At 67.8% G+C, this 26,173-nt stretch carries 27 protein-coding genes; 14 read left to right on the top strand and 13 right to left on the bottom strand.

Annotated elements, in window-relative coordinates; genetic code table 11:
- Positions 1–14 precede the first annotated feature (14 nt).
- The 4 genes from ACSFBM_RS12795 (at position 15) to flgL (ending at position 6,913) form a co-directional block, all read left to right on the top strand.
- The gene (locus tag ACSFBM_RS12795) at positions 15–1,754 is read left to right on the top strand and encodes a methyl-accepting chemotaxis protein (RefSeq protein WP_435484801.1); all 1,740 of its coding nucleotides are present in this window, start codon (positions 15–17) and stop codon (positions 1,752–1,754) included.
- A gap of 118 nt (positions 1,755–1,872) precedes the next feature.
- Positions 1,873–3,594, top strand: coding sequence for a methyl-accepting chemotaxis protein (locus ACSFBM_RS12790; protein WP_435484667.1), 1,722 nt, complete (start codon positions 1,873–1,875; stop codon positions 3,592–3,594).
- A gap of 98 nt (positions 3,595–3,692) precedes the next feature.
- The gene (gene flgK / locus ACSFBM_RS12785; RefSeq protein ID WP_435484666.1) at positions 3,693–5,657 is read left to right on the top strand and encodes a flagellar hook-associated protein FlgK; all 1,965 of its coding nucleotides are present in this window, start codon (positions 3,693–3,695) and stop codon (positions 5,655–5,657) included.
- Between the two features lie 44 nt (positions 5,658–5,701).
- Positions 5,702–6,913: a flagellar hook-associated protein FlgL gene (flgL, locus tag ACSFBM_RS12780; RefSeq protein WP_435484665.1), complete on the top strand. Its 1,212-nt coding sequence runs from the start codon at positions 5,702–5,704 to the stop codon at positions 6,911–6,913.
- Between the two features lie 69 nt (positions 6,914–6,982).
- Here flgL and fliR read toward each other — a convergent pair whose 3' ends face one another.
- The 13 genes from fliR to fliF form a co-directional block, all read right to left on the bottom strand.
- Positions 6,983–7,732 carry a flagellar biosynthetic protein FliR gene (fliR, locus tag ACSFBM_RS12775; protein WP_435484800.1) on the bottom strand — a complete coding sequence of 250 codons (750 nt, stop codon included), beginning with the start codon at positions 7,730–7,732 and terminating at the stop codon, positions 6,983–6,985.
- Positions 7,733–7,776: 44 nt separating this feature from the next.
- Positions 7,777–8,046 carry a flagellar biosynthesis protein FliQ gene (gene fliQ, locus ACSFBM_RS12770; RefSeq protein ID WP_435436180.1) on the bottom strand — a complete coding sequence of 90 codons (270 nt, stop codon included), beginning with the start codon at positions 8,044–8,046 and terminating at the stop codon, positions 7,777–7,779.
- Positions 8,047–8,056: 10 nt separating this feature from the next.
- Positions 8,057–8,788, bottom strand: coding sequence for a flagellar type III secretion system pore protein FliP (gene fliP / locus ACSFBM_RS12765; RefSeq protein ID WP_435484799.1), 732 nt, complete (start codon positions 8,786–8,788; stop codon positions 8,057–8,059).
- A gap of 23 nt (positions 8,789–8,811) precedes the next feature.
- Positions 8,812–9,300, bottom strand: a complete 489-nt coding sequence (gene fliO / locus ACSFBM_RS12760; RefSeq protein ID WP_435484664.1) for a flagellar biosynthetic protein FliO — start codon at positions 9,298–9,300, stop codon at positions 8,812–8,814.
- Positions 9,297–9,743 (bottom strand): flagellar motor switch protein FliN, encoded by a 447-nt coding sequence (gene fliN / locus ACSFBM_RS12755; protein ID WP_435436182.1) that lies wholly within the window; start codon positions 9,741–9,743, stop codon positions 9,297–9,299. Before fliN ends, fliO begins: the two co-directional genes overlap by 4 nt.
- Entirely contained in the window at positions 9,736–10,734 is a 999-nt protein-coding gene (gene fliM, locus ACSFBM_RS12750) for a flagellar motor switch protein FliM (RefSeq protein ID WP_435484663.1), read from the bottom strand. The genes fliN and fliM overlap by 8 nt, the downstream gene beginning before the upstream one ends.
- 24 nt (positions 10,735–10,758) lie before the next feature.
- Complete coding sequence (fliL, locus tag ACSFBM_RS12745; RefSeq protein ID WP_435484662.1) at positions 10,759–11,265, bottom strand: flagellar basal body-associated protein FliL; 507 nt, start codon at positions 11,263–11,265, stop codon at positions 10,759–10,761.
- Between the two features lie 134 nt (positions 11,266–11,399).
- Positions 11,400–12,839, bottom strand: a complete 1,440-nt coding sequence (locus ACSFBM_RS12740; RefSeq protein WP_435484661.1) for a flagellar hook-length control protein FliK — start codon at positions 12,837–12,839, stop codon at positions 11,400–11,402.
- 25 nt (positions 12,840–12,864) lie between these two features.
- On the bottom strand, positions 12,865–13,320 hold the full coding sequence (fliJ, locus tag ACSFBM_RS12735; RefSeq protein ID WP_435436186.1) for a flagellar export protein FliJ: 456 nt from the start codon (positions 13,318–13,320) through the stop codon (positions 12,865–12,867).
- A gap of 50 nt (positions 13,321–13,370) precedes the next feature.
- Complete coding sequence (gene fliI, locus ACSFBM_RS12730; RefSeq protein ID WP_435484660.1) at positions 13,371–14,822, bottom strand: flagellar protein export ATPase FliI; 1,452 nt, start codon at positions 14,820–14,822, stop codon at positions 13,371–13,373.
- Between the two features lie 5 nt (positions 14,823–14,827).
- On the bottom strand, positions 14,828–15,697 hold the full coding sequence (gene fliH / locus ACSFBM_RS12725) for a flagellar assembly protein FliH (protein WP_435484659.1): 870 nt from the start codon (positions 15,695–15,697) through the stop codon (positions 14,828–14,830).
- Positions 15,684–16,682, bottom strand: a complete 999-nt coding sequence (gene fliG / locus ACSFBM_RS12720; RefSeq protein WP_435484658.1) for a flagellar motor switch protein FliG — start codon at positions 16,680–16,682, stop codon at positions 15,684–15,686. The genes fliH and fliG overlap by 14 nt, the downstream gene beginning before the upstream one ends.
- Complete coding sequence (gene fliF, locus ACSFBM_RS12715) at positions 16,675–18,429, bottom strand: flagellar basal-body MS-ring/collar protein FliF (protein ID WP_435484657.1); 1,755 nt, start codon at positions 18,427–18,429, stop codon at positions 16,675–16,677. The genes fliG and fliF overlap by 8 nt, the downstream gene beginning before the upstream one ends.
- 293 nt (positions 18,430–18,722) lie before the next feature.
- Between fliF and fliE the strand changes: the two genes are divergently transcribed.
- From fliE to flhC, 10 genes are all read left to right on the top strand, one after another.
- Positions 18,723–19,046: a flagellar hook-basal body complex protein FliE gene (gene fliE / locus ACSFBM_RS12710; RefSeq protein WP_435484656.1), complete on the top strand. Its 324-nt coding sequence runs from the start codon at positions 18,723–18,725 to the stop codon at positions 19,044–19,046.
- A gap of 176 nt (positions 19,047–19,222) precedes the next feature.
- Positions 19,223–20,347, top strand: a complete 1,125-nt coding sequence (locus tag ACSFBM_RS12705) for a FliC/FljB family flagellin (RefSeq protein WP_435484655.1) — start codon at positions 19,223–19,225, stop codon at positions 20,345–20,347.
- Positions 20,348–20,522: 175 nt separating this feature from the next.
- Complete coding sequence (locus ACSFBM_RS12700) at positions 20,523–20,858, top strand: flagellar protein FlaG (RefSeq protein ID WP_435484654.1); 336 nt, start codon at positions 20,523–20,525, stop codon at positions 20,856–20,858.
- A gap of 58 nt (positions 20,859–20,916) precedes the next feature.
- On the top strand, positions 20,917–22,368 hold the full coding sequence (fliD, locus tag ACSFBM_RS12695; RefSeq protein WP_435484653.1) for a flagellar filament capping protein FliD: 1,452 nt from the start codon (positions 20,917–20,919) through the stop codon (positions 22,366–22,368).
- 25 nt (positions 22,369–22,393) lie between these two features.
- Positions 22,394–22,804, top strand: coding sequence for a flagellar export chaperone FliS (gene fliS, locus ACSFBM_RS12690; protein WP_435484652.1), 411 nt, complete (start codon positions 22,394–22,396; stop codon positions 22,802–22,804).
- A 56-nt stretch (positions 22,805–22,860) separates the two neighbouring features.
- Complete coding sequence (locus ACSFBM_RS12685; protein WP_435484651.1) at positions 22,861–23,193, top strand: flagellar protein FliT; 333 nt, start codon at positions 22,861–22,863, stop codon at positions 23,191–23,193.
- Positions 23,194–23,247: 54 nt separating this feature from the next.
- Entirely contained in the window at positions 23,248–24,561 is a 1,314-nt protein-coding gene (fliK, locus tag ACSFBM_RS12680; RefSeq protein ID WP_435484650.1) for a flagellar hook-length control protein FliK, read from the top strand.
- A complete protein-coding gene (locus ACSFBM_RS12675; RefSeq protein WP_435436199.1) occupies positions 24,558–24,845 on the top strand; it encodes an EscU/YscU/HrcU family type III secretion system export apparatus switch protein in 288 nt (95 codons plus the stop codon). Before fliK ends, ACSFBM_RS12675 begins: the two co-directional genes overlap by 4 nt.
- Positions 24,846–25,201: 356 nt before the next feature.
- On the top strand, positions 25,202–25,564 hold the full coding sequence (gene flhD, locus ACSFBM_RS12670; protein ID WP_435436200.1) for a flagellar transcriptional regulator FlhD: 363 nt from the start codon (positions 25,202–25,204) through the stop codon (positions 25,562–25,564).
- Positions 25,561–26,160, top strand: coding sequence for a flagellar transcriptional regulator FlhC (flhC, locus tag ACSFBM_RS12665; protein ID WP_435484649.1), 600 nt, complete (start codon positions 25,561–25,563; stop codon positions 26,158–26,160). The genes flhD and flhC overlap by 4 nt, the downstream gene beginning before the upstream one ends.
- Positions 26,161–26,173 lie beyond the last annotated feature (13 nt).

Here is a 26,173-nt window from a genome sequence, read left to right as displayed (position 1 = left end):
CTGAAGGAAAAATCATCAAAGCGTTCTACAACCTCAAAATCGCGACCAAGCTGCTTGTGGCGTTCATTGCCGTCCTTGTGTTGACGGCGTGCGTCGGTGCCGTTTCCGTGCTGCAGCTCGGCAAGGTCCACGGCATGACCACGGACCTCGCGACCAACTGGCTGCCGGCGACGCGTTCCCTGCTTGAGATAAAGAACCTGGTGTCGCGCTACCGCTCCGAGGAACTGCAGCACATCCTGTCCGGCTCGTACACCGAGATGGCCGTCTACGAAAAGTCGATGGACGTGACCTGGGCCGCGTTGCAGAAGAGCCGCGCCGAATACCAGGCGCTCATCTCCGAACCCGAGGAGCGCGAGATCTATCCCGTGTTCGAGAAGCTGATGGCCGAGTACGCGCTGGCGCACGACAAGGTCATCGCCATGTCGCACACGCAGAACACCGAGGAGGCGACCGCGCTGAGCGGCGGCAAGGCGCTGCAGCTGAGCCGAGAAATGAACGCGGCGCTCGACAAGCTGACCGAATTGAACGTGGCCGGCGCCGTTCGCGCGGGCGAGACGGCCGACAAGGTGTACGCGCAAGCCCGTATTTGGGTGGTGGGCCTGTTGCTGGGTGCTGTCGCGCTCGGACTGGCGCTGGCGCTGTGGATCGCGCGCCTCGTCGCGCGTCCGCTCGCCGAAGCCGTGAAGGTGGCGCAGTCGGTGGCCGCGGGCGACCTGACCAGCCGCATCGAGGCCAGGACGACCGACGAGACCGGCCTGCTGCTCGAAGCGCTGAAGGGCATGAACGGCAGCCTGGTGAAGATCGTGGGTGAAGTGCGCACGGGCACGGACACCATCGCTACCGCGTCGAGCCAGATCGCCTCGGGCAACCAGGACCTGTCGTCGCGCACCGAAGAGCAGGCCAGTTCGCTGGAGCAGACCGCCGCGTCGATGGAAGAACTTACCTCCACCGTGAAGCAGAACGCCGACAACGCGCGCCAGGCCAACCAGCTGGCCGTTTCGGCTTCGGAAGTGGCCGTGAAGGGCGGCAGCGTCGTGTCGCAGGTGGTCGGCACGATGGGCTCGATCAATGCCTCGTCCAAGAAGATCGTGGACATCATCGGCGTGATCGACGGCATCGCGTTCCAGACCAACATCCTCGCGCTGAATGCGGCTGTGGAAGCCGCTCGCGCCGGAGAGCAAGGCCGTGGGTTCGCAGTCGTGGCGTCTGAAGTTCGCAGCCTGGCGCAGCGCTCCGCAGCAGCAGCCAAGGAAATCAAGACCTTGATCGGCGACTCCGTGGAGAAGGTCGAAGAAGGCAGCAAACAAGTCGCTGAAGCCGGCCGCACGATGGAAGAGATCGTGGGCAGCGTGAAGCGCGTGACCGACATCATGGGCGAGATCACGGCAGCCAGCCAGGAGCAGACCTCGGGCATCGAACAGATCAACCAGGCCATCTCGCAGATGGACCAGGTGACCCAACAGAACGCCGCGCTGGTGGAAGAGGCCTCGGCCGCAGCCCAGTCGCTGCAGGAGCAGGCCGGCAGCCTCGTGCAGGCCGTCAGCATCTTCAAGCTCGACCACAACGCCGTGATGGCGCGCCCCAACTTCACACGCATCACGCCCATCGCCCGGCCCGCCAAGGCGGTTGCCGCTTCCCAGTCGGCGCTCAAGCGCCCGGCCAAGGCGCTGCCTGCGCGCGGCGAACCCGGCACGGGTGCCGCGCCGCGGCTGGCCGTGACTGCCGACGCCAAGGGCGACTGGACGGAGTTTTAAGAGACAAGAGAGCCAAGAGACACGAGGGCTCAAGACCGGCAGGCCTGTGCCGATAACGAATCGACAACGCCGCATCCCGCGGCGGGATTCGCTGCAGTTCTGAAAGAGAAGAAATCAAATGAGTTTGAAGAACCTGAAAATCGGCACCCGCCTGGGCCTTGGCTTCGCGGCCATGCTGCTGTTGATGGCGGTGATTGCCGGCACCGGCTTTCTGCGCCTTGCCAGCGTGGGCCAGTCCACGGACGAGATGATTGCGCACGCGCTCGTGAAGGAGCGCCTGGCCAACCAGTGGGCCAACCTGCTGGGGCCGACCGTGGTGCGCTCCTACGCGATGGTGAAGTCCACGGACCCGACCGTGGTGGCCTATTTCGCCAAGGCGCGCACCGAGAGCTCGAACCGGATCAACCCCGTGCAGAAGGAGCTCGAAGGGCTGCTGACCTCGCCGGAAGAAAAGAAGCTCTACGCCGGCGTGGCCGATGCGCGCGCGGTCGTCCTGGAAATCAGCGACAGGCTCAACAAGCTCAAGCTCGCGGGCCAGAGCGACGAAGCCACCGCCCTGGCGGACAACCAGTTCGCGTCGGGCCTCGCCGTCTATGAAGACTCCGTGGCCAAGCTCGCCGCGTACCAGCGCGACAGGATCGACGTGCTGTCCAAGGGCATCCTTGCCGACCACGAAAGCGGCCAGACCCTGCTGCTGGCGCTGTCGGCCATTGCGCTGGTGCTGGGCGCGCTGTTCGCGTGGCGCCTGACGCTGGGCATCGTGCGTCCGCTGGGCCATGCGGTGACGGTGGCCGAGACGGTGGCCGCCGGCGACCTGAGCGCGGACATCGTGGTGGAGAGCCGCGACGAGGCGGGCCAGCTGATGCATGCGCTGCGCGAGATGAACGCCAGCCTGGCCAAGGTGGTGGGCGAGGTGCGTTCCGGCACCGAGACCATTGCGACGGCTTCGGGGCAGATCGCTTCGGGCAACCAGGACCTGTCGTCGCGCACCGAAGAGCAGGCGAGTTCGCTGGAAGAAACAGCCGCCTCGATGGAGGAACTCACGAGCACTGTGAAGCAGAACGCGGACAACGCACGCCAGGCCAACCAGCTGGCCGTGTCGGCCTCCGAGGTCGCGGTGCGCGGCGGCAACGTGGTCGGGCAGGTGGTCGACACCATGGGCTCGATCAATGCGTCGTCCAAGAAGATCGTGGACATCATCGGTGTCATCGACGGCATCGCATTCCAGACCAACATCCTGGCACTGAACGCGGCGGTGGAAGCCGCACGCGCAGGTGAACAGGGCCGTGGCTTCGCGGTCGTGGCCTCGGAAGTTCGCAGCCTGGCGCAACGCTCGGCCGCAGCGGCCAAGGAGATCAAGACGCTGATCGGCGACTCCGTGGAGAAGGTCGAAGAAGGCAGCAAGCAGGTGGAAGAAGCCGGCCGCACGATGGAAGAGATCGTGGGCAGCGTGAAGCGCGTGACCGACATCATGGGCGAGATCACGGCGGCGAGCCAGGAGCAGACCTCGGGCATCGAACAGATCAACCAGGCCATCAGCCAGATGGACCAGGTCACCCAACAGAATGCCGCGCTGGTCGAAGAGGCCTCGGCGGCAGCCCAGTCGCTGCAGGAACAGGCCGGCAGCCTCGTGCAGGCCGTCAGCATCTTCAAGCTCGACCGGAACGCCGTGGCCTCCCCCCGCGCGGCGTTCACGCCCATCACCCCGATCCCGAAGGTGGCGAGGCCCGCGCCCCGGCGCGCGGCCCCGCCGCTGCCCGCACGGCGTGCCCCCGGCGCCGCCTCGGCCCCGCAGTTGTCCATGACCGGCGACGCCAAGGGCGACTGGAGCGAGTTCTGACCCTCAACTTTCGGCCGATCCTGCCGATAGAGAGAACAAGGCATCGAAAAGACAGTGACTCGATGCCACCCCTACACACCATCGACAGGTAAAGCCATATGTCCGGAAGTTTGTTCTACACAGGTCTGAGCGGTCTGAGCGTCGCTCGCACCGCGCTGATGACCACGGCCCACAACACCGCCAACGTGTACACCGCCGGCTACAGCCGGCAGGTGGCGGAAATTGCCACCGGCAACGCCATCTCCAGCGGTTCGGGCTTCATCGGCTCGGGCGCCAACGTGACGACCGTCTCGCGCAGCTACGACCGCTACCTGACGGCGCAGCTGGGCACGGCGCAGTCGGCTTCGGCCGCGCTGGCCACCAACAGCGTGCAGATCAACCGCATCGACACCCTGCTGGCCGACAAGACCTCGGGTATCGCGCCGCTGATGCAGAGCTTCTTCACCAGCATCCAGGGCGTGGCCAACACGCCGGCCGACCCGGCCGCGCGCCAGCAGATGATCAGCTCGGCCCAGGCGCTGGCCAGCAAGTTCCGCGCGACCGACCAGTACCTGTCGGACCTGAACTCCTCGGTGAACGAGCAGATCGTGGGCAGCGTGGACCAGATCAACACCTACGCCAGCAAGATCGCCAGCCTCAACCAGCAGATCAGCCAGATCAGCGCCATGGCCGGCGGCCAGCCGCCCAACGACCTGCTCGACCAGCGCGACCAGCTCGTGAGCGACCTGAGCCAGGTGGTCGACGTGAAGGTGCTGCAGCAGGACAACGGCAAGTACAACGTGTTCATCGCCACCGGCCAGTCGCTGGTGGTGGGCGACTACGCCTCGCAGATGGTGGCGGTGAATTCCGCCGCCGACCCGTCGCGCAAGGCGGTGGCGCTGCAGGGCTTTGCCGGCAACACCTCCGAGCTGTCGGACAGCGCCATCACCGGCGGCGTGCTGGGCGGGCTCATGAGCTTTCGCCGCGACACGCTCATTCCCTCGCAGAACGCCATCGGCCGCCTTGCGATGTCGGTGGCCGACGCGGTGAATGCGCAACACAAGCTGGGCGTGGACCTGAACGGCGCGCTGGGCAAGGACTTCTTCACGCAGGCCGTGCCGGGCGTGCTCTCCAACGCAAAGAACACGGGCAACCTCGAGTTCGCCGCCACGGTCTCGGACGCTTCGCAGCTCACAACCAGCGACTACAACGTGAGCGTCACCGATGTGGCCGGCACGCTCACCTACTCGGTCACCCGGCTTTCGGACAAAACGTCGATGGGCACTTTCACCACATTCCCGATCACCTTCGACGGCGTCAGCCTCGCCGCTGCCAGCGGCACCGCGCAGGCCGGCGACTCGTTCCTGGTGCAGCCCACGCGCACCGGCGCGCGCGACCTCGACGTGCTCACGCTCGACCCGGCCAAGGTCGCCGCCGCATCGCCGATCGTCACCGGCAACACCGCGGCCAACAAGGGCAGCGGCGCGCTGGGCGCCGCCACCGTGGACGCCAGCTACCCGGGCACGCCGCTGGCCGGCTCGCTGACGCTGAGCTACGACGCCGCCAGCGGCAGCTTCTCGGGCTTCCCGGCCACCTCGGCCGTGACCGTGACGCTGGCCGACGGCACCAGCACCAGCTATGCGGCCGGTACGCCCGTGCCCTACACGGCGGGCGCGAAGATGAGCTTCGACGGCATCACCGTCGGCATGACCGGCGCGCCTGCGCAGGGCGACACCTTCACCATCGGCAAGAACACCTCGGGCGTGTCCGACAACAGCAACGCCCTGGTGCTGGGCGCGCTGCAGCGCAAGACCACCATGGCCGGCGGCACGGCGACCTTCAACGGCGCCTACTCGCAGCTGGTGAGCGAGGTGGGCAACCGCGCCATGGCGGTGAAGGTGGCGGCCACCACGCAAGACAGCGTGACGAGCCAGATCAAGGCCAGCCAGCAGTCGATCTCCGGTGTGAACCAGGACGAGGAAACCGCCAACTTGCTGATGTTCCAGCAGATGTACCAGGCCAATGCGAAAGTGATCCAGACCGCTTCGACCATCTTCGACGCAATCCTCGGCATCAGCAACTGAGCCTCCCTCCAGTACCCGCCCACGTACCGATCCAGGAAACCGCGATGCGCATCAGCACCCAATCCTTCTACGACCAGAACGTCACCGCCATGGGGCAGCAGCAGCAGAAGCTGTTCCGTGTGCAGCAGCAGCTGGCCACGAACTCCAAGTTCCTCTCGGCCGGCGACGATCCGGTCGGCGCGGCCCGCGCGCTGGGCGTCACCCAGACGCTGTCGGAAAACGCGCAGTACGCCACCAGCCGCCAGCGCGCGTCGCTGTCGCTGTCGACCGAGGAGAACGCACTCAACTCGGTGACCTCGATCCTGCAGAACATCAAGACCCTGACGGTGGCGGCCGGCAACGGCACGCTGTCGGATGCCGACCGCGGCTCGCTCGCCACCACTATCCAGAGCGCGCTCGACCAGCTGGTCGGCGTGGCCAATTCGGACGACGGCAACGGCCAGTTCCTGTTCGCCGGCTTCAAGAGCGGCTCGCCGCCCTTCGTTTCGACCGCCGGCGGCGGCGTGCAGTACGTGGGCGACCAGGGCCAGCGGCTGATGCAGGTCGACGTGGCGCGCCAGCTGTCCACCTCGGACGACGGCCGCACCATCTTCCAGTCGGTGCAGGGCGGTGCGGGCTACGTGACCTCGGCCGCGGCCGGCAACACCGGCACCGCCGTGTTCGGCTCGGTGGGCGTGAAGGACGTCACGGACCCGAACTACGGCCGCGACTTCACCGTCAGCTTCACCGGCGGCAACTATTCGGTGTCGACCAAGGACACGCCGCCCGTGGTGGTGTCCGGCGGCGCGTATGCCGCAGGCCAACCCATTTCGTTCGGCGGGGTGCAGCTGAGCGTCAGCGGCACCCCGGCCGACGGCGACAGCTTCGACGTGTCGACCGCGAAGAACGCCGGCACCGACATCTTCGCGAGCGTCGGCGAGCTGGTGTCGGCGCTGCGCACCCCGCTCACCGGCGGCGGCGCGGCGGCCCAGGCCAAGCTGCAGAACGCCTTGAGCACGGCCAACATGAAGGTCACGAACGCGCACGACAACGTGCTGACGGTGCTGTCGTCGGTGGGTTCGCGCCAGACCGAGATCGATGCGCTCGACACCGCCGGCTCGGCCAGCAAGCTGCAGGAAGAAAGCTACCGCTCCAGCATCGAGGACCTGGACCCGTACAGCGCCATTGCGGAGTTCTACCAGCGCCAGTCGTCGCTGCAGGCCACGCAGATGACCTTCGCCAAGCTGAACAGCATCTCGCTCTTCAACTATCTTTGAGTCGCCCCCGGGCTTCGCGCATTTCGTGCCGCTTCTCCAACCCCCGCCAGCGGCAGGTACCGCGCTGAACTACGGACGCAAGGCCTGCGTGAACCGCAGCGTGTTCGCGACAGCTTCTGCAAACCTCGGCTCGAGGAACGCCGCCAGGTTCGGCATCAGCAACTGCAGCATGAAGATGCCCGCCAGCAGCGTGATCGGAAAGCCCACGGCGAAGATGCTGAACTGCGGCGAGGCGCGGTTCAGGATGCCCATGGCCAGGTTCAGCGTGAGCAGCGCGGTGATGAGCGGCAGCGCCAGCATCAGCCCGGTGGCGAAGATGTCGCCGCCGGCCAGCACCAGGAACATCCAGCCGCCGGACGCCATGGGGCCGTCGGCGATCGGCAGCGTGCCGAAGCTGTCGGCCAGCGCGCTCACCATGAGCAGGTGGCCGTCCAGCGCAAGAAAGATCAGCATCGCCAGCATGTTCAGCAGGCGCGACACCACCATGGTGCTGCCGTGGCTCATGGGGTCGAAGAAAGAGGCGAACGACAGGCCCATCTGCAGGCCGATGTACTCGCCCGCGGCCAGCACGGCGTTGAAGACCAGCTTCATCGAAAAGCCCATGGCCGCACCGACCAGCACCTGCTGCACGATGATCCACAGGCCTGCGGCGGACACCACCGGCACGGCGGGGAGGGCGCCCAGCGTGGGTGCGATCACGAAGGTCAGCATGGCGGCGACCGCCACCTTCACTGGCCGCGGCACCCATGTCTCGCCGAAGACCGGCGCCGTGCTCACCAGCGCGAGCATGCGAACGAACGGCCACAGGAAGGCCACCATCCAGCCCTCGAGCTGGGCCGAGGTGACGGAAAGAATCGACGGCGTCACGCCACCAGCTGCGGAATGCCGGCGAACAGCGCGCGCATGTAGTCGAGCATGCGGTCGAGCATCCAGGGGCCGGCGATCACCAGCGTCGCGAACACCGCGAGCAGCTTGGGAATGAACGACAGCGTGGCTTCGTTGATCTGCGTGGCCGCCTGGAAGATGCTCACGATCAGGCCGATGACGAGCGCCACCAGCAGCAGCGGGGCGCCCAGCAGCAGCGAGATTTCCATGGCCCGGTGGCCCATGGTCATGACGGATTCGGGGGTCATGTCGGCGTACCTAAAGGTAGAAGCTCTGCGCCAGTGCGCCGATGAGCAGCTGCCAGCCGTCGGCCAGCACGAACAGCATCAGCTTGAAGGGCAGTGCAATGGAGGCGGGCGGCACCATCATCATGCCCATCGACATCAGCACGCTGGCCACCACCAGGTCGATGATGAGGAACGGAATGAAGATGGTGAAGCCGATCTGGAAGGCGGTCTTCAGCTCGCTGATGACGAACGAGGGCAGCAGGATGCGCAGCGGCACGTCTTCCGGGCCCTGCATGTCGGGCACCTTGGCCAGGCGCGCGAACAGGGCCAGGTCGCTCTCGCGGGTCTGCTTGAGCATGAAGGTCTTGAAGGGCGCGATGCCTCGCTCCAGCGCCTTGTCGGCGCTGATCTTGTTCTCGGAGAAAGGCACGTAGGCGTCGGTGTAGGCCTTGTCGAGCACCGGCGCCATCACGAAGAAGGTGAGGAACAGCGACAGCCCCACCAGCACCTGGTTGGGCGGCGAGGTCTGCGTGCCGATGGCGGTGCGCAGCAGGCCCATCACGATCAGGATGCGCGTGAAGCTGGTCATCGACAGCAGCAGCGCGGGCAGGAAGGTGAGCGAGGTCAGCAGCACCATGGTCTGCACGCTCAGCGACCAGGTCTGGCTGCCGCCGGGGCCCGGCGTGCTGGTGATGCCGGGCAGGCCCTGGGTCCAGGCCACGGCGGGCAGCGCGGCGGCGGCAAGCAGCAGCGCGGCACGCAGGCCGCGGCGCAATGCGGAATGCGTCATGGGGCGGTATGCGTCTTGCCCGAAAGGGATTCGCGCAGCTTCCGGGCAAAGAGTTCGACAGGGTTGTTCATGGCGGCGGGCGTGCCCGCCGTGCCGGAGGCCGGCTGTGCCTGGGCCGGCAGCGTGTGCAGCATGTTGACCTGGCTGGACGTGACGCCCAGCACCAGCCATTGGCCGCCCACTTCGACCACGACCACGCGTTCGCGCTGGCCGAGCGCGGCGCTGGAGACCACCTTCACCAGGTGGCCGCCGCCCAGGCGCTGAAGCCCGAAGCGGCGCGCCAGCCAGGCGCACAGAAAAATCAGTCCGACCACCACCGCCATGCCGAAGCCGGCCTGCAGCAGGCCCGACGCACCGACTGCGGCGGGCTGGGCCTCGTGCACGGGCGTGGGCACGGTGGGCAGCGCGGCGTGGGCCGTGTGCGCGGCATGCAGCGCGAGCACGCACAGGGCCGACAGCGCTCGAAGGTGGCGGCGCAGGTTCATGAACGGGCGAGCTTCTGCATGCGCTCGGACGGGGTGACGATGTCGGTCAGGCGAATGCCGTACTTTTCGTTCACCACCACCACTTCGCCCTGGGCGATGAGGTAGCCGTTGATCAGCACGTCCAGCGGCTGGCCGGCCAGGCCGTCGAGCTCCACCACCGAGCCCTGCGACAGCTGCAGCAGGCTCTTGATGGTGATGCGGGTGCGGCCGATTTCGGCGGTGAGCTGCACGGGCACGTCGAGCACGCGCGCGATGTCCACCGCGGTGGTGCTCGACGGCGCCGATGGCGCGTCGTGGATCTGCTGGAAGACCTGCGCGGTGGCCGGGGCCACGGTGGGTTCGGGCGCGGCCGGCGAGGCTGGAGAAGAGGCCGCCGTCTGTTCGGCCAGCGCGCTGGCCCAGTCGTCCGCGTCGCTGCTGGCGGAAGAGGTGTTGTCAGTCATGGTCGTTCTTCAAATCACTGTCTTGGTGGGAGATCATGTGTTGCACGCGCAAGGCGTAGCGCTCGTTCGAGGTGCCGTAGCCGCACTCCATCACCGGCACGCCGCCAACCTTGGCGAGCACCGTGGTGGGCAGCTCGATGGGAATCACGTCGCCGGCCTGCAGCTTCATCACTTCGCCCAGCGTGGAGGGCATGGTCACGAAGTCGGCAATGAGTTCGACGTCGGCGGCCTGCATCTGGCGCGACATCTGCTTGACCCAGCGCTTGTCGACCTCGACCTCGTCCTGGATCGGGTTGGACAGCAGGTCCTTGATGGGCTCGATCATCGAGTAGGGAATGCACACGTGCAGGAAGCCGCCCACCGGGCCGAACTCGATCTGCAGCGTGGTGTTGATCACCACCTCGTTGGGCGCCACGATGTTGGCGAGCTTGCCGTGCATCTCGGCGCGCACGTAGTCGAAGTCCAGCGGGAACACCGGCTGCCAGGCGTCGCCGTAGCACTGCAGCGACAGGTCGAGCAGGCGCTTGATGATGCGCTGCTCGGTGCGCGTGAAGTCGCGGCCTTCCACGCGCACGTGGTAGCGCCCGTCGCTGCCGAAGAGGTTGTCCACCACGAGGAACACCAGCTTCGGGTCGAACACGAACAGCGCCGTGCCGCGCAGCGGCTTCAGGTGGATCATGTTGATGTTCGCAGGCACCGGCAGGTGCCGCACGAACTCGCCGTACTGCTGGATCTGCACCGGCCCCACCGAGATGTCGGGGCTGCGGCGCATGAAGTTCAGCAGCGCGCTGCGCAGGCCGCGCGCGAAGCGGTCGTTGATGACCTCCAGCGTGTGCATGCGGTTGCGCACCACGCGGTCGGGCGCGCCGAGGTCGTAGGCCGGCAGGCCGTCCTTGGCCGGCGGCGCGGCGGCCGGCTGGTCGACGTCGCCGGTGACGCCTTGCAGCAGCGCATCGACCTCGTCTTGCGAAAGCACCTGTTCATACGCCATGGGTCGCTTGTCCGAAGGAGGGGGTCACTGCACCACGAAGGTGTTGAAGGACACGTTGGAGATGCCCAGCGGAGGAAGCCCGGCGGCCAGCGGCGTGTTCAGCGTGTTGCGGATCTCTTCCGCCAGCTTGGCCTTGCCCTCGGGCGTGACGAGGGTGTCGGGCGTGCGGTTGGACAGCAGCATCAGCAGGCGGCTGCGCAGTTCGGGCATGTACTCCACGATCTGCGCCTTGGTCTTTTCGTCCGGCACGCGCAGCGCCATGCCGATCTGCAGGAAGCGGCTGCGGCCTTCGGACTGCAGGTTGACCGTCAGCGGCTCGAGCATCAGGAAGATCGGCTTTTCCGGCTCGGCGGCCTTCGCCGGCTCCGCGGCTTCGGAAGACGAGTTCATGAACCGGGGGATGAAGGTGTACGCGGCGGCGGCGACGGCCGCGAGGCCGAGGGCGACCAGGAGCCCGATCAGCAGCTTCGAGAAGCGGCGCGGGGCCTTTGGGGCCGGGACGGCGGTTGCGACGGGGGTGGAGGTAGCCATGGTGATGCGGGGTTGCGGGTCCGGTCTATTCTTTGCGAAGTCCCTCTGCAACGAACGGTCGAACAAGCGCACAAAGGCGTTTCATATCCGTCATTGCGGGCGCCGGGCAGGCGCCGCCGAGGGGAGGGCGGGCGTCAGGCGAAGGTGTCGACCCCCGCGCTCGCGTGGGCGGCAGGCGCCGCGCGAGCGGCCGTCACGGGCGCGGCCGCCACGACGGCGGCGGCACGGCCGGCACCGGGGTAGCTGGCGGCCTGTTGCCGCGCGGCGTTCTGCTGCTGTTGCTGCTGCTGCGCGAACGCGGCGTCCTGGCCGCCGGCCTGGCGGGTGTCGGCACCGACCGAGGCCTGGCCCAGGGTGATGCCCTGTTCCGACAGCGAACTGCGCAGCTGCGGCAGCGCGGCCTCGACGGCCTTGCGCACGCTTTCATGGGCCGACACGAACACGGCCTGCGCCTGGTTGTCGCCCAGCGACAGCGTGACCTTGAGCGGACCGAGCCCGGCGGGGTTGAGGTTGAGCTCGGCCGTGTGGTGGCCGGTGGTGCTCATGCGCGCCAGCTGCTGGCCGAGGGCAGGGCCCCATTTGTCGCTGCCGACCTCGGGCGCGATGGTGTGCACCGCGGGGCGCGCGGCGGCGGTTTCGTCGCTGCGTCCGGCCGAGGCCGTGGCGGCGGCGGGCTGCTGCAGCAGGAAAGGCGTCGCGCTCGCCTGGGGGTCTGCGTCGGTGTCGGCGCCGGGGGCGTTGGCTGCGGCCGGCACGGCGGCTGCCGCAGCGGCGGCAATCGCCGCCGTTGTGCCTTCGGCGGCCTTCGGTTGCGCGGCGCTCGCCAGCTGCTCGGCGGTGGTGGCGCTCACGGCGGTGCGCGGACCGGCGCGGCCGGCAGAGGCTGCGCCGGCGGCCGGGCCGGCGGTGGTGGACGCGGGCTTTGCAGCGCCTGCACCCATGGCCTGTGCCGCGACGGCGGCGCGCACGATGTCCTGCAGCGAGGCGGTCGGCGCGGCGTCGGCATCGCGCGCGGCGTCGGCTGCGCTGGCGGAGGCAGTGACAGCAGCGGGTTTGGCCGCGTCCTTGGCCGCCGCTTCCGCTTCGGGCGTGGCCTTGGCGTTCGCGGCCAGGGTGGCCGCATCCGACAGGGGTGCCTGGGCCTTGGCGAGCGGGTCGGTCGCGGCCGCGTCGGCGGGGGTGTCCGCCCCCGCGGCGGCGCCCTGCGCGGCATCGACCGCCTTGGCGGCGTCGGCCGCGCCGGCGCCCTTGGCTGCCGCACGTCCCGCGAGGGTCAGCGCATGCAGCGGCGTGTGGGCTGGCGCCAGGAAGGCGAGGTTCGGGTCGGCGGGCAACGCGTCTTTGGTGTCGTCGTCGGCACTGGCTTTGCGCACCGGCTTGCGCTCTGCGGCCGTGGCGGTGGCGCCCGACGCATCTTCCGTGGCCCTGGCGCGCTGGTTGCCGTTGCTGGCGCGCGAGCGCTCCAGCGCGGCGCCGAAGCCCTGGCCCTGCGCATCGTCCGCGCCGCGGTTGCGCGCGCCGGTCTGCGACACGGACGGGCTGCCGCTGTTGGGCGAGACGGGGGGCGAGATCATGGGTGGCATGTCGGTTCCTGGGGATTCAAAGGGTCGGGTGCGAGACGCGGTCGAAGAACTTGCGCGCCGCGCGTTCGTCGCTGTCGCGCTGCTCGCGCTTGTTCTCGGCCATCATTTCCTGGGCGCGCACGCGCTCGGCCAGGGTGTCGAAGGAGCTCAGGCGGCGCTTTTGCTGCTGCCAGTCGATGCGGCCGTTGTCCAGGCGGGTTTCGGTCTGCGCGGCAATGGCGCGCTGCTGCGCGATGGCGCCGTCCAGCGTGCCGAGGAAGTTGCGGTAGTTGCGCCACTGCGAGGAGGGCAGGCCGTCGCGCATCAGCGCGTCGAGCTGGTCGTGATAGTCCTGGCGGTACTGCAGCAGCAGCTCGAGTTTCTGGCTGGCACTGAGGTGCGCGCTCTGCAGCGTGCCCAGGCGCCGCGCCGCGTCGTCGGTCTGCGTGTGGGCCAGGTCGATCAGCATGCCGAGGGGAAGCTTGCGGGTCATGAAAGTAGTCCTTGCGTGATGTCGGGTGTGCTTGGCGTGCGGCAGGCCGCTCAGGCGCGCCGCTCGGGCGTGAACAGGCCGTCCAGCTGCGCGATGGAGTCCTCGTAGCCGGTGCGCTCGTGCATCGACTGCTGCAGGAAGGACTCGATGCGCGGGTACATCGCGATGGCCTGGTCCAGCTGCAGGTCGTGGCCGGGCGCATAGGCGCCCACGCTGATCAGGTCGCGGTTGCGCTGGTAGCGCGACAGCATCTGCTTGAAGCGGCGCACGCTGTCGAACTGCGTCTGCGGAATCAGCGCCGTCATGGCGCGGCTGATGGAGGCCTCGATGTCGATGGCGGGGTAGTGCCCGGCCTCGGCCAGCGTGCGCGAGAGCACCACGTGCCCGTCGAGGATGGCGCGCGCCGAGTCGGCAATCGGGTCCTGCTGGTCGTCGCCCTCGGACAGCACCGTATAGAAAGCGGTGATGGAGCCGCCCCGGCCCTGCGCGTCGCGCGCGCCGTTGCCGGCGCGTTCCACCAGCGCGGGCAGCTTGGCGAACACCGAGGGCGGGTAGCCCTTGGTGGCCGGCGGCTCGCCCACGGCCAGCGCAATCTCGCGCTGCGCCATGGCGTAGCGGGTGAGCGAGTCCATGATGAGCAGCACGTCCTTGCCCAGGTCGCGGAAGTACTCGGCCAGGCAGGTGGCGTAGGCCGCGCCCTGCAGGCGCAGCAGCGGCGAGTTGTCGGCCGGCGCCGCCACCACCACGGCGCGGGCCAGGCCTTCTTCGCCCAGCGTGTTCTCGATGAAGTCCTTCACCTCGCGCCCGCGTTCACCGATCAGGCCGACGACGATGACCTCGGCGCTGGTGTAGCGCGCCATCATGCCCAGCAGCACGCTCTTGCCCACGCCGGAGCCGGCGAACAGGCCCATGCGCTGGCCGCGGCCCACCGTGAGCATCCCGTTGATGGCGCGCACGCCCACGTCGAGCACCGAATCGATGGGTGCGCGGGTCAGCGGGTTGACCGGCGGAGAGCTCAGCGGCACCTTGCGCGCGAAGTCGAGCGGGCCCAGCCCGTCGAGCGGGCGCCCGGCCGCGTCGACCACGCGCCCGAGCATGCCTTCGCCCACGGGCAGGCGCTTGGTGTGGGCGTTGCCGCCCGTGCCGCCCATGCCGGGCTCCACGGTGACGGGCCGCGCGAACACGCGCGCGCCCGGCACCAGGCCGGCCACTTCGGTCTGCGACATCAAAAACAGCCGGTCGCCCGCGAAGCCGACCACTTCGGCTTCGGCGTAGCGCTGCGCATTGCCCGGCGGCAGTTCGATCAGGCAGTCGCTGCCCACGGGCAGCTGCAGGCCCACCGCTTCGAGCACCAGCCCGACGGCGCGCGTGAGGCGCCCCGAGGCGGTGGTGGTGGTGCACTGGGCGACGCCCTCGCGCGCCCTGTCCAGCGCGGCGCGCACCTTGTGCAGATGGGGGTTGGCGTTCGCGGTGGCGGTCTGCATCGTGGGGGTCTCGCGCATGGCGTTCAGGAGGGTTCGCCGCCGTCGGAGGCGTTCTCGCGCAGCACCGAGGCCACGCGCTTCCAGCGTGTCTCCAGCGTGCCGTCGAGTTCGCCGTTGGCGGACTGCACGCGGCAGCCGCCGCGCGCCAGGGTGTCGTCGCTGCGCACCAGCCAGCCGGCGGCCTCGATCTCGTGGCCCAGGCTGTTCTTCACCAGCGCCACGTCGTCCGGATGCAGCAGCAGGCGCGGCTCGCCGCGCAGGGCGGGTTCGGTGTTCAGCAGGTCGCGCACCAGCGGCAGCACCCATTCGGGCTCGGCCTTCAGCGTGCGGTGCACCACCTGGCGCGCCACGTCGAGCGCCAGCGCGAGCACGGTGTCGGTCAGCTCGCCCTCGGCGCGGCGCAGCGCCGAGGGCAGCGAGAGCGTGAGCGCGCGCAGGCGCTCGGCATGCGCGGTGGCGGCGGCCAGCCCGGCGGCCAGGCCTTCGGTGTGGCCGGCCTTGCGGCCTTCGGCGAGCCCGTCGGCGCGGCCTTCGGCTTCGGCGGCGGTGCGCGCGTCCTTGCGGATGCGGGCCAGCTCGGCCAGGTCGACCTTCGGCGCGGGGGGCGCGGGCTGAGGAACCGGGGAGAGCGGTGCGGCGCCGCGGTTGCCGTTGCGGTTGAACTCGGCGGCGGCGGCGGCCTTGCGGCTCGCGGGCACCGAGGGCTTGCCGTCGAGCGTGCCCATCTCCCAGCGCTCCCAGGCGGAGAGCGCGGGCGGGGCCGGCCTTCTGGTCGTGCCGGTCATGCCCGGCAAAGGGCCAGCGGCGGCCTGCCGTGCGGCGGCGTGGATGGCGGCGAGACGCTCGCTCGCGCCAGTGAATGCGCCCGGGGCGCCGGGGTCAGACGAAGTCATCGGTGCCAGGCGCCGAAATCACGATTTCGCCTGACTCCGCCAGCCGGCGGGCCACCTGCAGGATCGTCTTCTGCTCTGCCTCGACCTGCGACACACGCACGGGGCCGCGCAGTTCCATGTCTTCTCGCAGGGTCTCGGCGGCGCGTTGCGACATGTTGTTGAGGAACTTGTCGCGCAGCTCCATCGGCGCGCCCTTGAGCGCGATGATGAGCGAGTCGCTCTCGATGTCCTTGAGCAGGCGCTGGATGCTGCGGTCTTCCAGGCCCAGCAGGTTCTCGAACACGAACATCTCGTCGACGATGCGCTGGGCCAGCGCCTCGTCGTGTTCGCGCACATGGGCAATGGCTTCTTCTTCCACCGCGGTGCTCATCAGGTTGACGATCTCGGCCGCGGTGCGCACGCCGCCCAGTCGGCTGCGGCGCAGGCCCTGGCCCGCGAGCATCTCGGTGAGCACGTCGGTCAGCTCGGTCAGCGCCGAGGGCTGCACGCCGCCGAAGGTGGCCACGCGCATGATCACGTCGTGGCGCAGGCGGGCGGGGAGCTTCTCCAGCACCTCGGAGGCCTTCATGCGGTCCAGGTGCACCACCAGCGTGGCCAGGATCTGCGGATGCTCGTCGCGGATGAGCTCGGCCACTTCGCCGGCTTCCAGCTCGTTGAGCCGCTCGATGCCGCCGTGCGGCTCGTCGGGCTGCAGGATGTCTTCCAGCAGGTTGCTGGCGCGGTCCTCGCCCAGCGCCTTCTTCAGCACGGCGCGGATGTAGCTGGTCGAGCCCAGGTGCAGGGCCGACAGCTGCTCGGTTTCCTGGCGGAACTCGGCCAGCACTTCGGCCAGCTCTTCCTTGGAGACCGAGCTCAGCTTGGACATCGCAAGACCCAGCGTCTGCACCTCGGAGGTGGGCAGCTGGTGCAGCGCGGCCGCGGCGCGGTCTTCGCCCAGCGCCATCAGCAGGATGGCGCCTTTTCGGGTTCCCAGTTCGTTACTCATGGGTGTTCATCCAGTGCTGGATCAGGGTGGCGACCAGCTTGGGGTCCTTCTCGGCGATCGCGTGCGCATAGTCCATGTCGGCTTTCTTGCGGTTGGCCTCGCGTTCGCGCAGGCTGTCTTGCGGCGAGGGCGCGCTGGCGTCCGGCGCGGCGCTCGGAATGAAGTCGGGCACAGCGACCGGCACGGGCGCCGGCGGGGGCGCTGCGTGGCGGCGCACCAGCGGACGCAGCACGGCGAACCAGGCGAACAGGGCGAGCAGCGCAAACAGCAGGTACTGGCCCAGCGTCTTGCCGATCTCGATGTTCTCGCGGTCGCGCCAGAACGGCACTTCGGGCGCGGGACCGCTGTCGGCCTCGCGGGCGAAGGCGCTGTTCACCACGTTGAGCGAGTCGCCGCGCTCCGTGCTGAAGCCCATGGCTTCCTTGGCGAGGTTGCGGATCTGCTCCACCTCGGCCGGCGTCAGTGGGCGGCTGGTGGTCTTGCCGGCCGCGTCCACGCTGTCGCGGTTGTTCACCACCACGGCCACCGACAGGCGCTTCACGCCGCCGGCGGATTGCTGCACGTGGCGGATGGTGCGGTCGAGCTCGTAGTTGGTGGTGGTGTCCTTGCGCGTGCTGCTCGGGCCGGTGGCTGCGGTGGAGGTGGTCGCGGCGGTGGCGCCATTCGCACCCGGTGCGCCAGGAGCGCCCGGCGTTCCGGGCGGCGGCGTGCCCGGCGCGTTCGGTGCGCGCGGGCCGACGATCGGCGCGGTCGGGTTCACCGGCGGCTGGTTCGACAGCGCGCCCGGCACGCCGCCCGCAGGCCCGCTGCCGTGCTGCGCCGACTCGCTGCTCTGCTGGCTGCGCATGGCGGCTTGCGACGGGTCCTGGTTGGGCTTGTACTTCTCGTCGGTGTGCTCGACCACCGAGAAGTCGATGTCGGCCGCCACCTGGGCGCGCACGTTGCTTGCGCCCACCAGCGGCTGCAGGATGGCTTCGATGCGGCGGATGTAGCCCTGCTCGATTTCCTGCGCGTACTTGATCTGGCTCACGTCCAGCCCGCGGTCGGTGCCGCGCGCCGAAGACAGCAGGTTGCCGCGCTGGTCGACCACGGTGACGCTCTTGGCGTCCAGGTCGGGCACGCTGCTGGACACCATGTGCACGATGGCGCTGACCTGGCCTTCGTCGATGCTGCGCCCGCGCATGAGCGTGAGCACCACCGAGGCCGAGGGCTTCTTCTGGTCGCGCACGAACAGCGAGGGCTTGGGCAGCGCCAGGTGCACCCGGGCCGCCTCGATGGTGCCTATCGACTCGATGGAGCGCGCCAGCTCGCCTTCCAGCCCGCGCTGGTAGTTGACCTGCTCGGCGAACTGGCTGGTGCCGAACTTCTGGTTGTCCATCAGCTCGAAGCCCACGCCGCCGGCCTTGGGCAGCCCCTGCGCGGCGAGCTTCAGGCGCGTTTCCGCCACCTTGTCGCCCGCGATCAGGATCGCGCCGCCGCCTTCGGCGAACTTGTAGGGCACGTTCATCTGCTGGAGCGACGCGATGATCGCGCCGCCGTCGCGGTCCGACACGTTGGTGTAGAGCACCTTGTAGTCGGGCGCGCGGCTCCACAGCATGAACGCGGCGGCCGCGGCCACGAGGGCCGCGCCGCCCACGATCAACGGCAGCTTGGGCTGGGCGCGCATGCGCTCCAGGAAGGGGGGCAGGCCGTTGCCGGAACCCGTCCCGGCAGTGGGCAGGTCGCCCGTGGGCACGGCTGTGCTCATGCGTGCACCTTGGTGGCGCCGGCGTGGCCGCTACGGTCCTGTGCCATGTTTGGAGAGAGATTTCGGTGTTGAGAGTTCATTCCGGAGCGCCGGTGAAGTCGTCCACGGCATGTTCGTTTCGCGACGATTGTCAACAGTGCATGGGAATTCGAATGCCCGAACAGCCGGGGTTTTCGCCCTCAGTTGCGCGCTTGAATCGGGGTCTTCCCTTGATACGCTGCAGGCCAGCCGGAGGACCGTGTGTCCTCCTTGTCAAGTCACGCAGAAGTGTTCACACAGGAAGAAGAGATCCCATGTCGATCAGCGCCATCGAATCCGTCTTGCAGCAGATGCGCGTCACCGCGCTCAACACCGGCATCGGCCCGTCCTCCGGTGCGGCAGCCCCCGCGGAGGCCGGCGGCTTTGCCGCCGAGCTGAAGCGCTCGCTCGCCAACATCAGCGGCGCGCAGCAAAGCGCCTACGCGCAGGCCGAGTCGTTCGAACTGGGCAAGCCCGGCGTGGCGCTCAACGACGTGATGGTCGACCTGCAGAAGGCCAACGTGGCGTTCCAGACCGGTCTGCAGGTGCGCAACCGCCTGGTGAGCGCCTATCAGGAGGTGATGAATCTGCAGGCTTGAATGCTTGGGTGGGTGGCTCGGACGGGCTTGTGCAACTTTTTTGTGCCCGGCCCTAAAGGTTTGAAGGCGGTCGCCGATAACTAAATCAACGATGGCTTGAGTCTCTCAACGGAAGCGGGTCCAGCGTTACGGCCGATGGCCGGAGTCATACAACCTTTGTCAATCAGGAGTCCATCATGGCGCAAGTCATCAACACGAACAGCCTCTCGCTGCTCACGCAGAACAACCTCAACAAGTCGCAATCGTCGCTGAACACGGCGATCCAGCGCCTGTCGTCGGGCTTGCGCATCAACAGCGCCAAGGACGACGCTGCGGGCCAGGCCATCGCCAACCGCTTCACGGCCAACATCAAGGGCCTGACGGTTGCACAGCGCAATGCCAATGACGGCATCTCGCTGGCGCAAACCACGGAAGGCGCGCTGACCGAAGTCAACAACAACCTGCAACGCATCCGCGAACTGACGGTGCAAGCCTCCAACGGTTCGAACTCGTCTTCCGACCTGAAGTCGATCCAGGACGAAATCACCCAGCGTCTGGACGAAATCGACCGCACCTCGGCTCAAACCGACTTCAACGGCGTGAAGGTCCTGTCGGCCAACAAGACGCTGAGCATCCAGGTCGGCGCCAACGACGGCGAAACCATCAGCATCGACCTGAAGAAGATCGACAAGGCCTCGCTGGGCCTGGGCGGCTTCAACGTCGGCGCATCGTCGGTGGTGTCGTCGTTCTCGACGACCACGGCAGGCGTCACGACGTCGGCTCCCGCCGACCTGACCGGCGTGACCGGCGCCGCGCTGCCTACCGGCGGCCTGAAGCTGCAAGGCTACGGTGCCTACACCGCTTCCACCGACACGTACGCCAACTACGCAGTGACCGACGCTTCGGGCAACTCGTACAAGCTGACCGCCGGCGACGTCGACCCTGCCACCGGCGCCGTGACCAACACCACGATCTTTGCAGACGCAACGTCCATGGCCGCCGCCAAGGCTGCCTACGACACCGATGCCGCCGCCGGCTCTGCTGCCACGGCAACGCCCCTGGCCGCCATCGACGCCGCCCTGAAGCGCGTCGACGACCTGCGCAGCTCGCTGGGTGCGGTGCAAAACCGTTTCGACTCGGTGATCTCCAACCTGGGCACCACGGTGACCAACCTGTCGTCGTCGCGTTCGCGCATCGAAGACGCCGACTACGCAACGGAAGTGTCGAACATGACCCGCGCGCAGATCCTGCAGCAAGCCGGCACCTCGGTGCTCAAGCAAGCCAACTCGACCACGCAAGGCGTGCTGTCGCTCCTGCAGTAATCGGCGCGGCAACAGGCCGGACCGGTCCCGCAAGGGGCAAGGCCCGGCCTGTTCGAAACAGAGAGAAAGCGCACAGGAGGGGCAACGGGAGCAAGCCCGCCTCCGTGCGCGTTTTCCTCTGCGGCCTGGAACCCGCCAGGCCGCAGAGGAAAGCGAACACAACCGAGGAACGAATATGTCGATACCGGCTGCCGCCCCGGCGGACCGTCAATGGTGGATGCAGGTGATTGCCGGCCGTGCGGCAGGCAGCGCACCCGCGCTGCCTGCTGCGGCCGAGGCCGCATCGCCGGTGCAGATCGAGAGCGCGGTGAAGGAAGTGAACGCAACGCTCGAGAGCCGCTCGGTCGGCGTCTATCTGGAGGTCGACAAGGACCTCGACACGCTCATCGTGAAGGTGATCGACAAGGAAAGCGGCGAACTGATTCGCCAGATGCCCACCGAAGAGGCGGTCCGCATCGCCAAAGTGCTGCAGGGCAAGTTGCCCGGGCTCCTGGTGAGTCACCAGGCCTGAGGCCGCGTGGCCCTCCCTGTCGAACTCTTGAACCGCATACGAAGAAGGAAGAATATTCATGGCAACCATCAGCAGCCTTGGCGTCGGCTCCAACCTGGACCTGAGCACCCTGCTCACGCAACTTCAGACGGCGGAAAGCCTGCCGCTGAAGGACATCCAGGCCCGCGCCACCAGCTTCACCAGCAAGCTGTCGGCCTACGGCCAGGTCACGAGCGCGCTCACCACGTTGCAGAACGCCGCGAAAAAGCTGGCTGATCCGGCCTTCTTCCAGAGCGTGAAGACCGCGGTGACGGCGAGCGACGTGCTGGGCGCCACCACCGACGGCACCGCCGTTGCCAGCAGCTACGCCGTCAACGTGACGCAACTTGCGCAATCGCAGTCTCTGATCACCGGCGGGCAGGCCAGCGCCAAGACGGCCATCGGCAACGGAACGATCACCATCGACTTCGGCGCCATCAGCGGCGGCTCGCTGAACGCCACGACCGGGCAGTACGCCGGTGCGGCCTTCACGCAGGACGCGGCGCGCAAGACGATGAAGGTCAACATCGACTCCGACCACAACACGCTCGAAGGCATCCGCGATGCCATCAACGCCGCCAAGGGCGACGTGACGGCGAGCATCGTGAACGACGGCAGCGGCACGCCCAACCGGCTGGTGCTGGTGTCCGCGAAGAGCGGCGAGGCATCGAGCATGCGCGTGTCGGTTGCCGGCGACGCGGCGCTGCAGAATCTGCTGGGCAACGACCCGGCGGGCACGCAGAACCTGCAGCAGACCGTGGTGGCGCAGAACGCCAAGCTGGTGGTCAACGGCATCGCCGTGACCAGCGCCAGCAACACGGTTCAGGGCGCCATGCAGGGCACCACGCTGAACCTGCTGAAGGTGGGAACCACCAGCGTCACGATGACGACCGACACCGCGTCGGTGGAGACGGCGGTCAACGATCTGGTGAAGGCCTACAACAGCCTGCTGAGCACGTCTTCGACCCTGACCGCCTACGACGCGGACACCAAGACCGGCGCTGCGTTGATGGGCGACTCCACGCTGCGCAACCTGATGACGCGCGTGCGTCAGACCTTGGTGTCACCGCAGGACACCGGCGCGAATTCGATGAAGGTGCTGAGCGAAATCGGCGTGTCCTTCCAGAAGGACGGCACGCTGGCGGTCGACGCCACCAAGCTGCATGACGCCACGACCAAGAACCTCGGCGGCGTGGCCAATCTCTTTTCCAGCGCCGCAGGCAGCACCGGCGGCTACGGCAAGCAGTTGAGCGCAGTGGTCGACGACCTGACCGGCACCAACGGCGTGCTGGTGGCGGCGACCAAGGGCGTGAATTCGACGCTCGACGACCTGAGCAAGCAGTACAACGCCATGCAGGCGCGGGTCGACTCCACGGTCGCCCGCTACAAGGCCCAGTTCACGCAGCTGGACGTGATGATCAACAGCATGAACAACACCTTGGCCTACCTCAAGCAGCAGTTCGACTCCATCAGCTCGAGCTCGAGCAACTGAGTCGACGAAGGGACCGGAGCAGACGATGTACACACCCCACAACCTTCGCACCGGTGCCGGCGCCTATGCGCGCGTCGGCCTGGAGACCAGCGTGATGAGTGCATCGCCGCACCAGCTCATCGTGATGCTGTTCGATGGCGCTGCGACCGCGATCGCCATGGCGCGTCACCACATGGCGGCAGGCGAGATCGCAGCCAAGGGAAATTCGATCTCGAAGGCCATCGGCATCGTGAACAACGGATTGAAGGCCGCGCTCGATACGACCGCGCCCGACGATGAATTGGTGGGCAACCTGTCCGCGCTGTACGACTACGTCGCGCGGCGGCTGTTCCAGGCCAACCTGCACAACGATGTGCAGGCACTGGACGAAGCAGGACGGCTGCTCGAAAACGTCGCTTCCGCCTGGCGGGAGATCGACGACCGGAGCCGCGGCTGAGACGCGGCCTTGATCAAAAGACAACAGTTAAAAGACAACAGGGATAGGTGAACAAGATGGCAGTCCGGAGTGAGGTCGTTCATTGTTATGAGGAGCTTGCCGCCAGCGTCGCGCAGATGCTGGTGCTGGCACGGGCCAAGGAGTGGGGCAAGCTGCCCGAGCTCGAGGCCCGCTGCTCGGCGCTGGTCGAGCGCCTGCGCGCCATCGAGCCGCTGGAAATGCTGGACGCGATACAGATCGAGCGCGTGCTCGGCCTGCTCGACCGCATCCGCACGGACCAGGCCGAGGTTTCCGGCCTGATCAAGCCGCAGCTCGACGACCTGATCGACCGCATGGGTCATCTCCACAAGCAGAAGAGCCTCGGGCGCGCCTACGGGCAGACGCACTGAGCCTGGCTGTATTCGCCTGAGCCCGCCTGAACCCCCACCCGAGATGCCACGCCCATGACTGGACTTGCCGGACTGATCGACGCACTGCTGGCCGCACGGCTCGCACCGCGCCTCGACGTGCTGGGCATCAAGGGCGAGACGACCATCGGCGCGCCGGGCCCGGCCGTGGGCGTCGGCAAGGTCGACAACGATGTGCGGCTGCCTTCCAATGCCGCGCTCGACCGGCAGATACCGGGTGCGCTGACCGGCGGCGCGGTGCATGCCGGCGGCGGTGCGCCGTCGTCGGTGGCCACGCGGCTGTCGGTGGCGGCACGCGTCATCGGCGCGGTGCTGGCCGACCTGCAGGCGCAGCCGGGGCCGGTGCGCGGCGCGGCGCCGCTGCTGGCATCGGGGCAGCAACCCGCCAGCGCCGCGGCACTGGCCGGCGCGCTGGCGCGCACGGTGTCGGACAGCGGGCTCTTCTACGAAGCGCACCTGGCGGAGTTCGCCACCGGCACCCGCACGCTGGCGCAGATGGCGCGGGAGCCCCAGGCGCGTTGGGCGGGGCCGTTGGTTGCGCGGCCCGAGACTGCCGCCGCCCCGGTGAATGCGGCGACAGCGACAGCAACGGCGACGGCAATGGCGACCGCGGCGGATGCCGTCGACGTGCTGCTGCCGGCCGGTGCACCGCAGGCTGCTGCCGCGGTGGCGCAAGGTGAGCTGCCGCACGCCGCCGCACCCAGCCCGCACACACCAGCGACTGCGCCTTCGACCCATGCTGCGGCACAGCCCGGCGCGGCGCAGGCGCCGGACCCTGCGGCATCGGCCGTGTCGGTCGACGCCTTGCGCCTGCAGGCCGCCTACGGCCAGAGCGATGGCGCAACGGCCCGCACGGCCCTGGACGGCGACATGCCCGCGCACCGCGCCGGCGAGATCGCGCGTTCGTCGGAGAGCGCTGCAGTGGCACAAGCCGCGCGCGGCACCGAAGTCATTCATCCGCAGGCGGTCACGCTCGTGCACCAGCAGCTCGACCTGCTGGCCAGCGCCGCCTTCCGCTGGAGCGGCCAGGCCTGGCCCGATGTGCCGATGCGCTGGTCCGTCGAGCAGGAACAGGACAGGCACGATGCCCGCGAAGGCGCGGATTCGGCACCGCAGGCCGAGCGCCGCTGGTCGACCACGGTGTCGCTGTCGCTGCCGCGCCTGGGCGAAGTCGACCTGCGGCTGAGCCTCGCGGGCGCGGCGGTGCAGGCGCACCTGTCGGCGCGCGAAGCCACCACCACCGAGCGGCTGCGCGGCGACGCGGGCCAGCTCGCGAAACGCTTCGAGGCCGCGGGCTTCCAGCTGCAGCAGTTGCAGGTCACGGAAAAAGCCATGGCGGAGGCCGCATGAGCACGGCCCTGAATGACGCCATGGAGAACCGGCCCAGCGCAATCGCGCTGTCGTACGCCGACAAGACCAAGGCACCCGTCGTCGTGGCCAAGGGCTACGGCGTGGCGGCCGAATCGATCATGCGCGAGGCGCGCGCGCACGGCCTGTATGTGCACTCGTCGGCGGACCTCGTGAAGCTCTTGATGCAGGTCGACCTCGACCAGCACGTCCCGCCCGAGTTGTACCTGGCGGTGGCCGAGGTCATGGCGTGGATCTACGGCCTGGAAGGCCGTGAACAGAATTAGCCAGGTGCGATCAATGCAAAGTCATGGACATTCGGATGAACGGAATCTGAATAGGAAATTCAGCAATTCATTCAATGGCCGAATGCCCATAGTCTTTGTTAATTCGCAAACTGAAGTGAATAAATTATTCCCGAAAATGTCTGTTTGTAACCACTGGTTGCATGTTTCGGGGTACCCCTTTTCCTGCCCCGGCCAACCTCTCTCACAGGGAGAGCGCGGGGGACTTGTCGGACGATTCCTACTTTTTTTGTCGCCATCTCTTACAAAGTACTTCAAAGTGTAAAACTTTGTGTATAGAATGTATACACGGTCAATTAGAACCTTTGGTGGACTGAGGAACGGAAATGGAACAAGACATGGAAAACGGTAATTTCAATGCAGGTGGCGTGATTTCCAAGGAAATCGGCGAAATAAACCTTGCGTATATGCTGCTCGCGCAGAAACTGGTCAAGCAGGACAGGGCGGAAGCCATGTTCCGGCTGGGCGTGGGGCGCGAGCTCGCCGATCTGCTGGCGAACATGTCGCTCAGCCAGATCGTGAAGCTGGCGGCTTCCAACTTCCTGCTGTGCAGCTTCAGGCTGGACGACCGCCCGATGTTCGCGGTGGTGGGAGAAGGCAAGGAGCCCGCATTGCAGCAGGCTCACATGTCGATCCTGATGGCGGCGCGCCAGATCCAGGCCCAGGGCCAGATGCGCGACGCGGGCGTGGCGGCTGCATGACCACCCGCAAGAGCGTCCTTGGCGAGGTCCGTGAAGTGCAGCTCGCCGTCGAGCTGATCGGACTCGGCGCGCGCCTGCAGTTTCTCGAAGCGGCGGTGTCGCTGAGCCGGGAACGACTGATCCGCCTGTACAAGGAACTCAAGGGCGTTTCGCCGCCCAAGGGCCTGCTGCCGTTCTCGACCGACTGGTACATGACCTGGCTGGCCAACATTCACTCGTCGATGTTCTACAACATCTACCGCTTCATGCTGGACGAGGCCGACGAGAACGAACTGCCCGCGCTCATCAAGGCCTACCGGCTCTACGTGGAGCAGGTTTCATCGCAGGGCGGCGAGGTCGTGCTCGACTTCACCCGCGCCGAGACGATGGTGCGCTTCTTCGACAGCGACATGCTGCAGCTGAGCCCCTGCAGCCGGTGCGGCGGCCACTTCGTGGCGCATGCGCACGATCACAAGAACGGATACGTGTGTGTCCTGTGCCGTCCGCCTTCGCGCGCGGGCAAGGCACGCAAGCCCAAGCTCGCCGAAGTGCGGCTGAGCGGATTCGGTGGGTTGGTGGCCGCAGGGCCAGCGTTGGACCTCGGCGGCGCAAGCTAGAAAAAGTACCCCC

The sequence above is a fragment of the Variovorax pasteuri genome (assembly GCF_051216435.1).
GTDB lineage: Bacteria > Pseudomonadota > Gammaproteobacteria > Burkholderiales > Burkholderiaceae_C > Variovorax.
This window is presented reverse-complemented; position numbering and strand designations above follow the sequence as displayed.

Excerpts from the sequence above, each read along its gene's own strand:
- ACSFBM_RS12790 (WP_435484667.1), top strand. The coding sequence starts at position 1,873 with ATGAGTTTGAAGAACCTGAAAATCGGCACCCGCCTGGGCCTTGGCTTC.
- flgK (WP_435484666.1), top strand. The coding sequence starts at position 3,693 with ATGTCCGGAAGTTTGTTCTACACAGGTCTGAGCGGTCTGAGCGTCGCT.
- flgL (WP_435484665.1), top strand. The coding sequence starts at position 5,702 with ATGCGCATCAGCACCCAATCCTTCTACGACCAGAACGTCACCGCCATG.
- fliR (WP_435484800.1), bottom strand. The coding sequence starts at position 7,732 with ATGGTGGCCTTCCTGTGGCCGTTCGTTCGCATGCTCGCGCTGGTGAGC.
- fliQ (WP_435436180.1), bottom strand. The coding sequence starts at position 8,046 with ATGACCCCCGAATCCGTCATGACCATGGGCCACCGGGCCATGGAAATC.
- fliO (WP_435484664.1), bottom strand. The coding sequence starts at position 9,300 with ATGAACCTGCGCCGCCACCTTCGAGCGCTGTCGGCCCTGTGCGTGCTC.
- fliN (WP_435436182.1), bottom strand. The coding sequence starts at position 9,743 with ATGACTGACAACACCTCTTCCGCCAGCAGCGACGCGGACGACTGGGCC.
- fliM (WP_435484663.1), bottom strand. The coding sequence starts at position 10,734 with ATGGCGTATGAACAGGTGCTTTCGCAAGACGAGGTCGATGCGCTGCTG.
- fliL (WP_435484662.1), bottom strand. The coding sequence starts at position 11,265 with ATGGCTACCTCCACCCCCGTCGCAACCGCCGTCCCGGCCCCAAAGGCC.
- ACSFBM_RS12740 (WP_435484661.1), bottom strand. The coding sequence starts at position 12,839 with ATGATCTCGCCCCCCGTCTCGCCCAACAGCGGCAGCCCGTCCGTGTCG.
- fliJ (WP_435436186.1), bottom strand. The coding sequence starts at position 13,320 with ATGACCCGCAAGCTTCCCCTCGGCATGCTGATCGACCTGGCCCACACG.
- fliI (WP_435484660.1), bottom strand. The coding sequence starts at position 14,822 with ATGCGCGAGACCCCCACGATGCAGACCGCCACCGCGAACGCCAACCCC.
- fliH (WP_435484659.1), bottom strand. The coding sequence starts at position 15,697 with ATGACTTCGTCTGACCCCGGCGCCCCGGGCGCATTCACTGGCGCGAGC.
- fliG (WP_435484658.1), bottom strand. The coding sequence starts at position 16,682 with ATGAGTAACGAACTGGGAACCCGAAAAGGCGCCATCCTGCTGATGGCG.
- fliF (WP_435484657.1), bottom strand. The coding sequence starts at position 18,429 with ATGAGCACAGCCGTGCCCACGGGCGACCTGCCCACTGCCGGGACGGGT.
- fliE (WP_435484656.1), top strand. The coding sequence starts at position 18,723 with ATGTCGATCAGCGCCATCGAATCCGTCTTGCAGCAGATGCGCGTCACC.
- ACSFBM_RS12705 (WP_435484655.1), top strand. The coding sequence starts at position 19,223 with ATGGCGCAAGTCATCAACACGAACAGCCTCTCGCTGCTCACGCAGAAC.
- ACSFBM_RS12700 (WP_435484654.1), top strand. The coding sequence starts at position 20,523 with ATGTCGATACCGGCTGCCGCCCCGGCGGACCGTCAATGGTGGATGCAG.
- fliD (WP_435484653.1), top strand. The coding sequence starts at position 20,917 with ATGGCAACCATCAGCAGCCTTGGCGTCGGCTCCAACCTGGACCTGAGC.
- fliS (WP_435484652.1), top strand. The coding sequence starts at position 22,394 with ATGTACACACCCCACAACCTTCGCACCGGTGCCGGCGCCTATGCGCGC.
- ACSFBM_RS12685 (WP_435484651.1), top strand. The coding sequence starts at position 22,861 with ATGGCAGTCCGGAGTGAGGTCGTTCATTGTTATGAGGAGCTTGCCGCC.
- fliK (WP_435484650.1), top strand. The coding sequence starts at position 23,248 with ATGACTGGACTTGCCGGACTGATCGACGCACTGCTGGCCGCACGGCTC.
- ACSFBM_RS12675 (WP_435436199.1), top strand. The coding sequence starts at position 24,558 with ATGAGCACGGCCCTGAATGACGCCATGGAGAACCGGCCCAGCGCAATC.
- flhD (WP_435436200.1), top strand. The coding sequence starts at position 25,202 with ATGGAAAACGGTAATTTCAATGCAGGTGGCGTGATTTCCAAGGAAATC.
- flhC (WP_435484649.1), top strand. The coding sequence starts at position 25,561 with ATGACCACCCGCAAGAGCGTCCTTGGCGAGGTCCGTGAAGTGCAGCTC.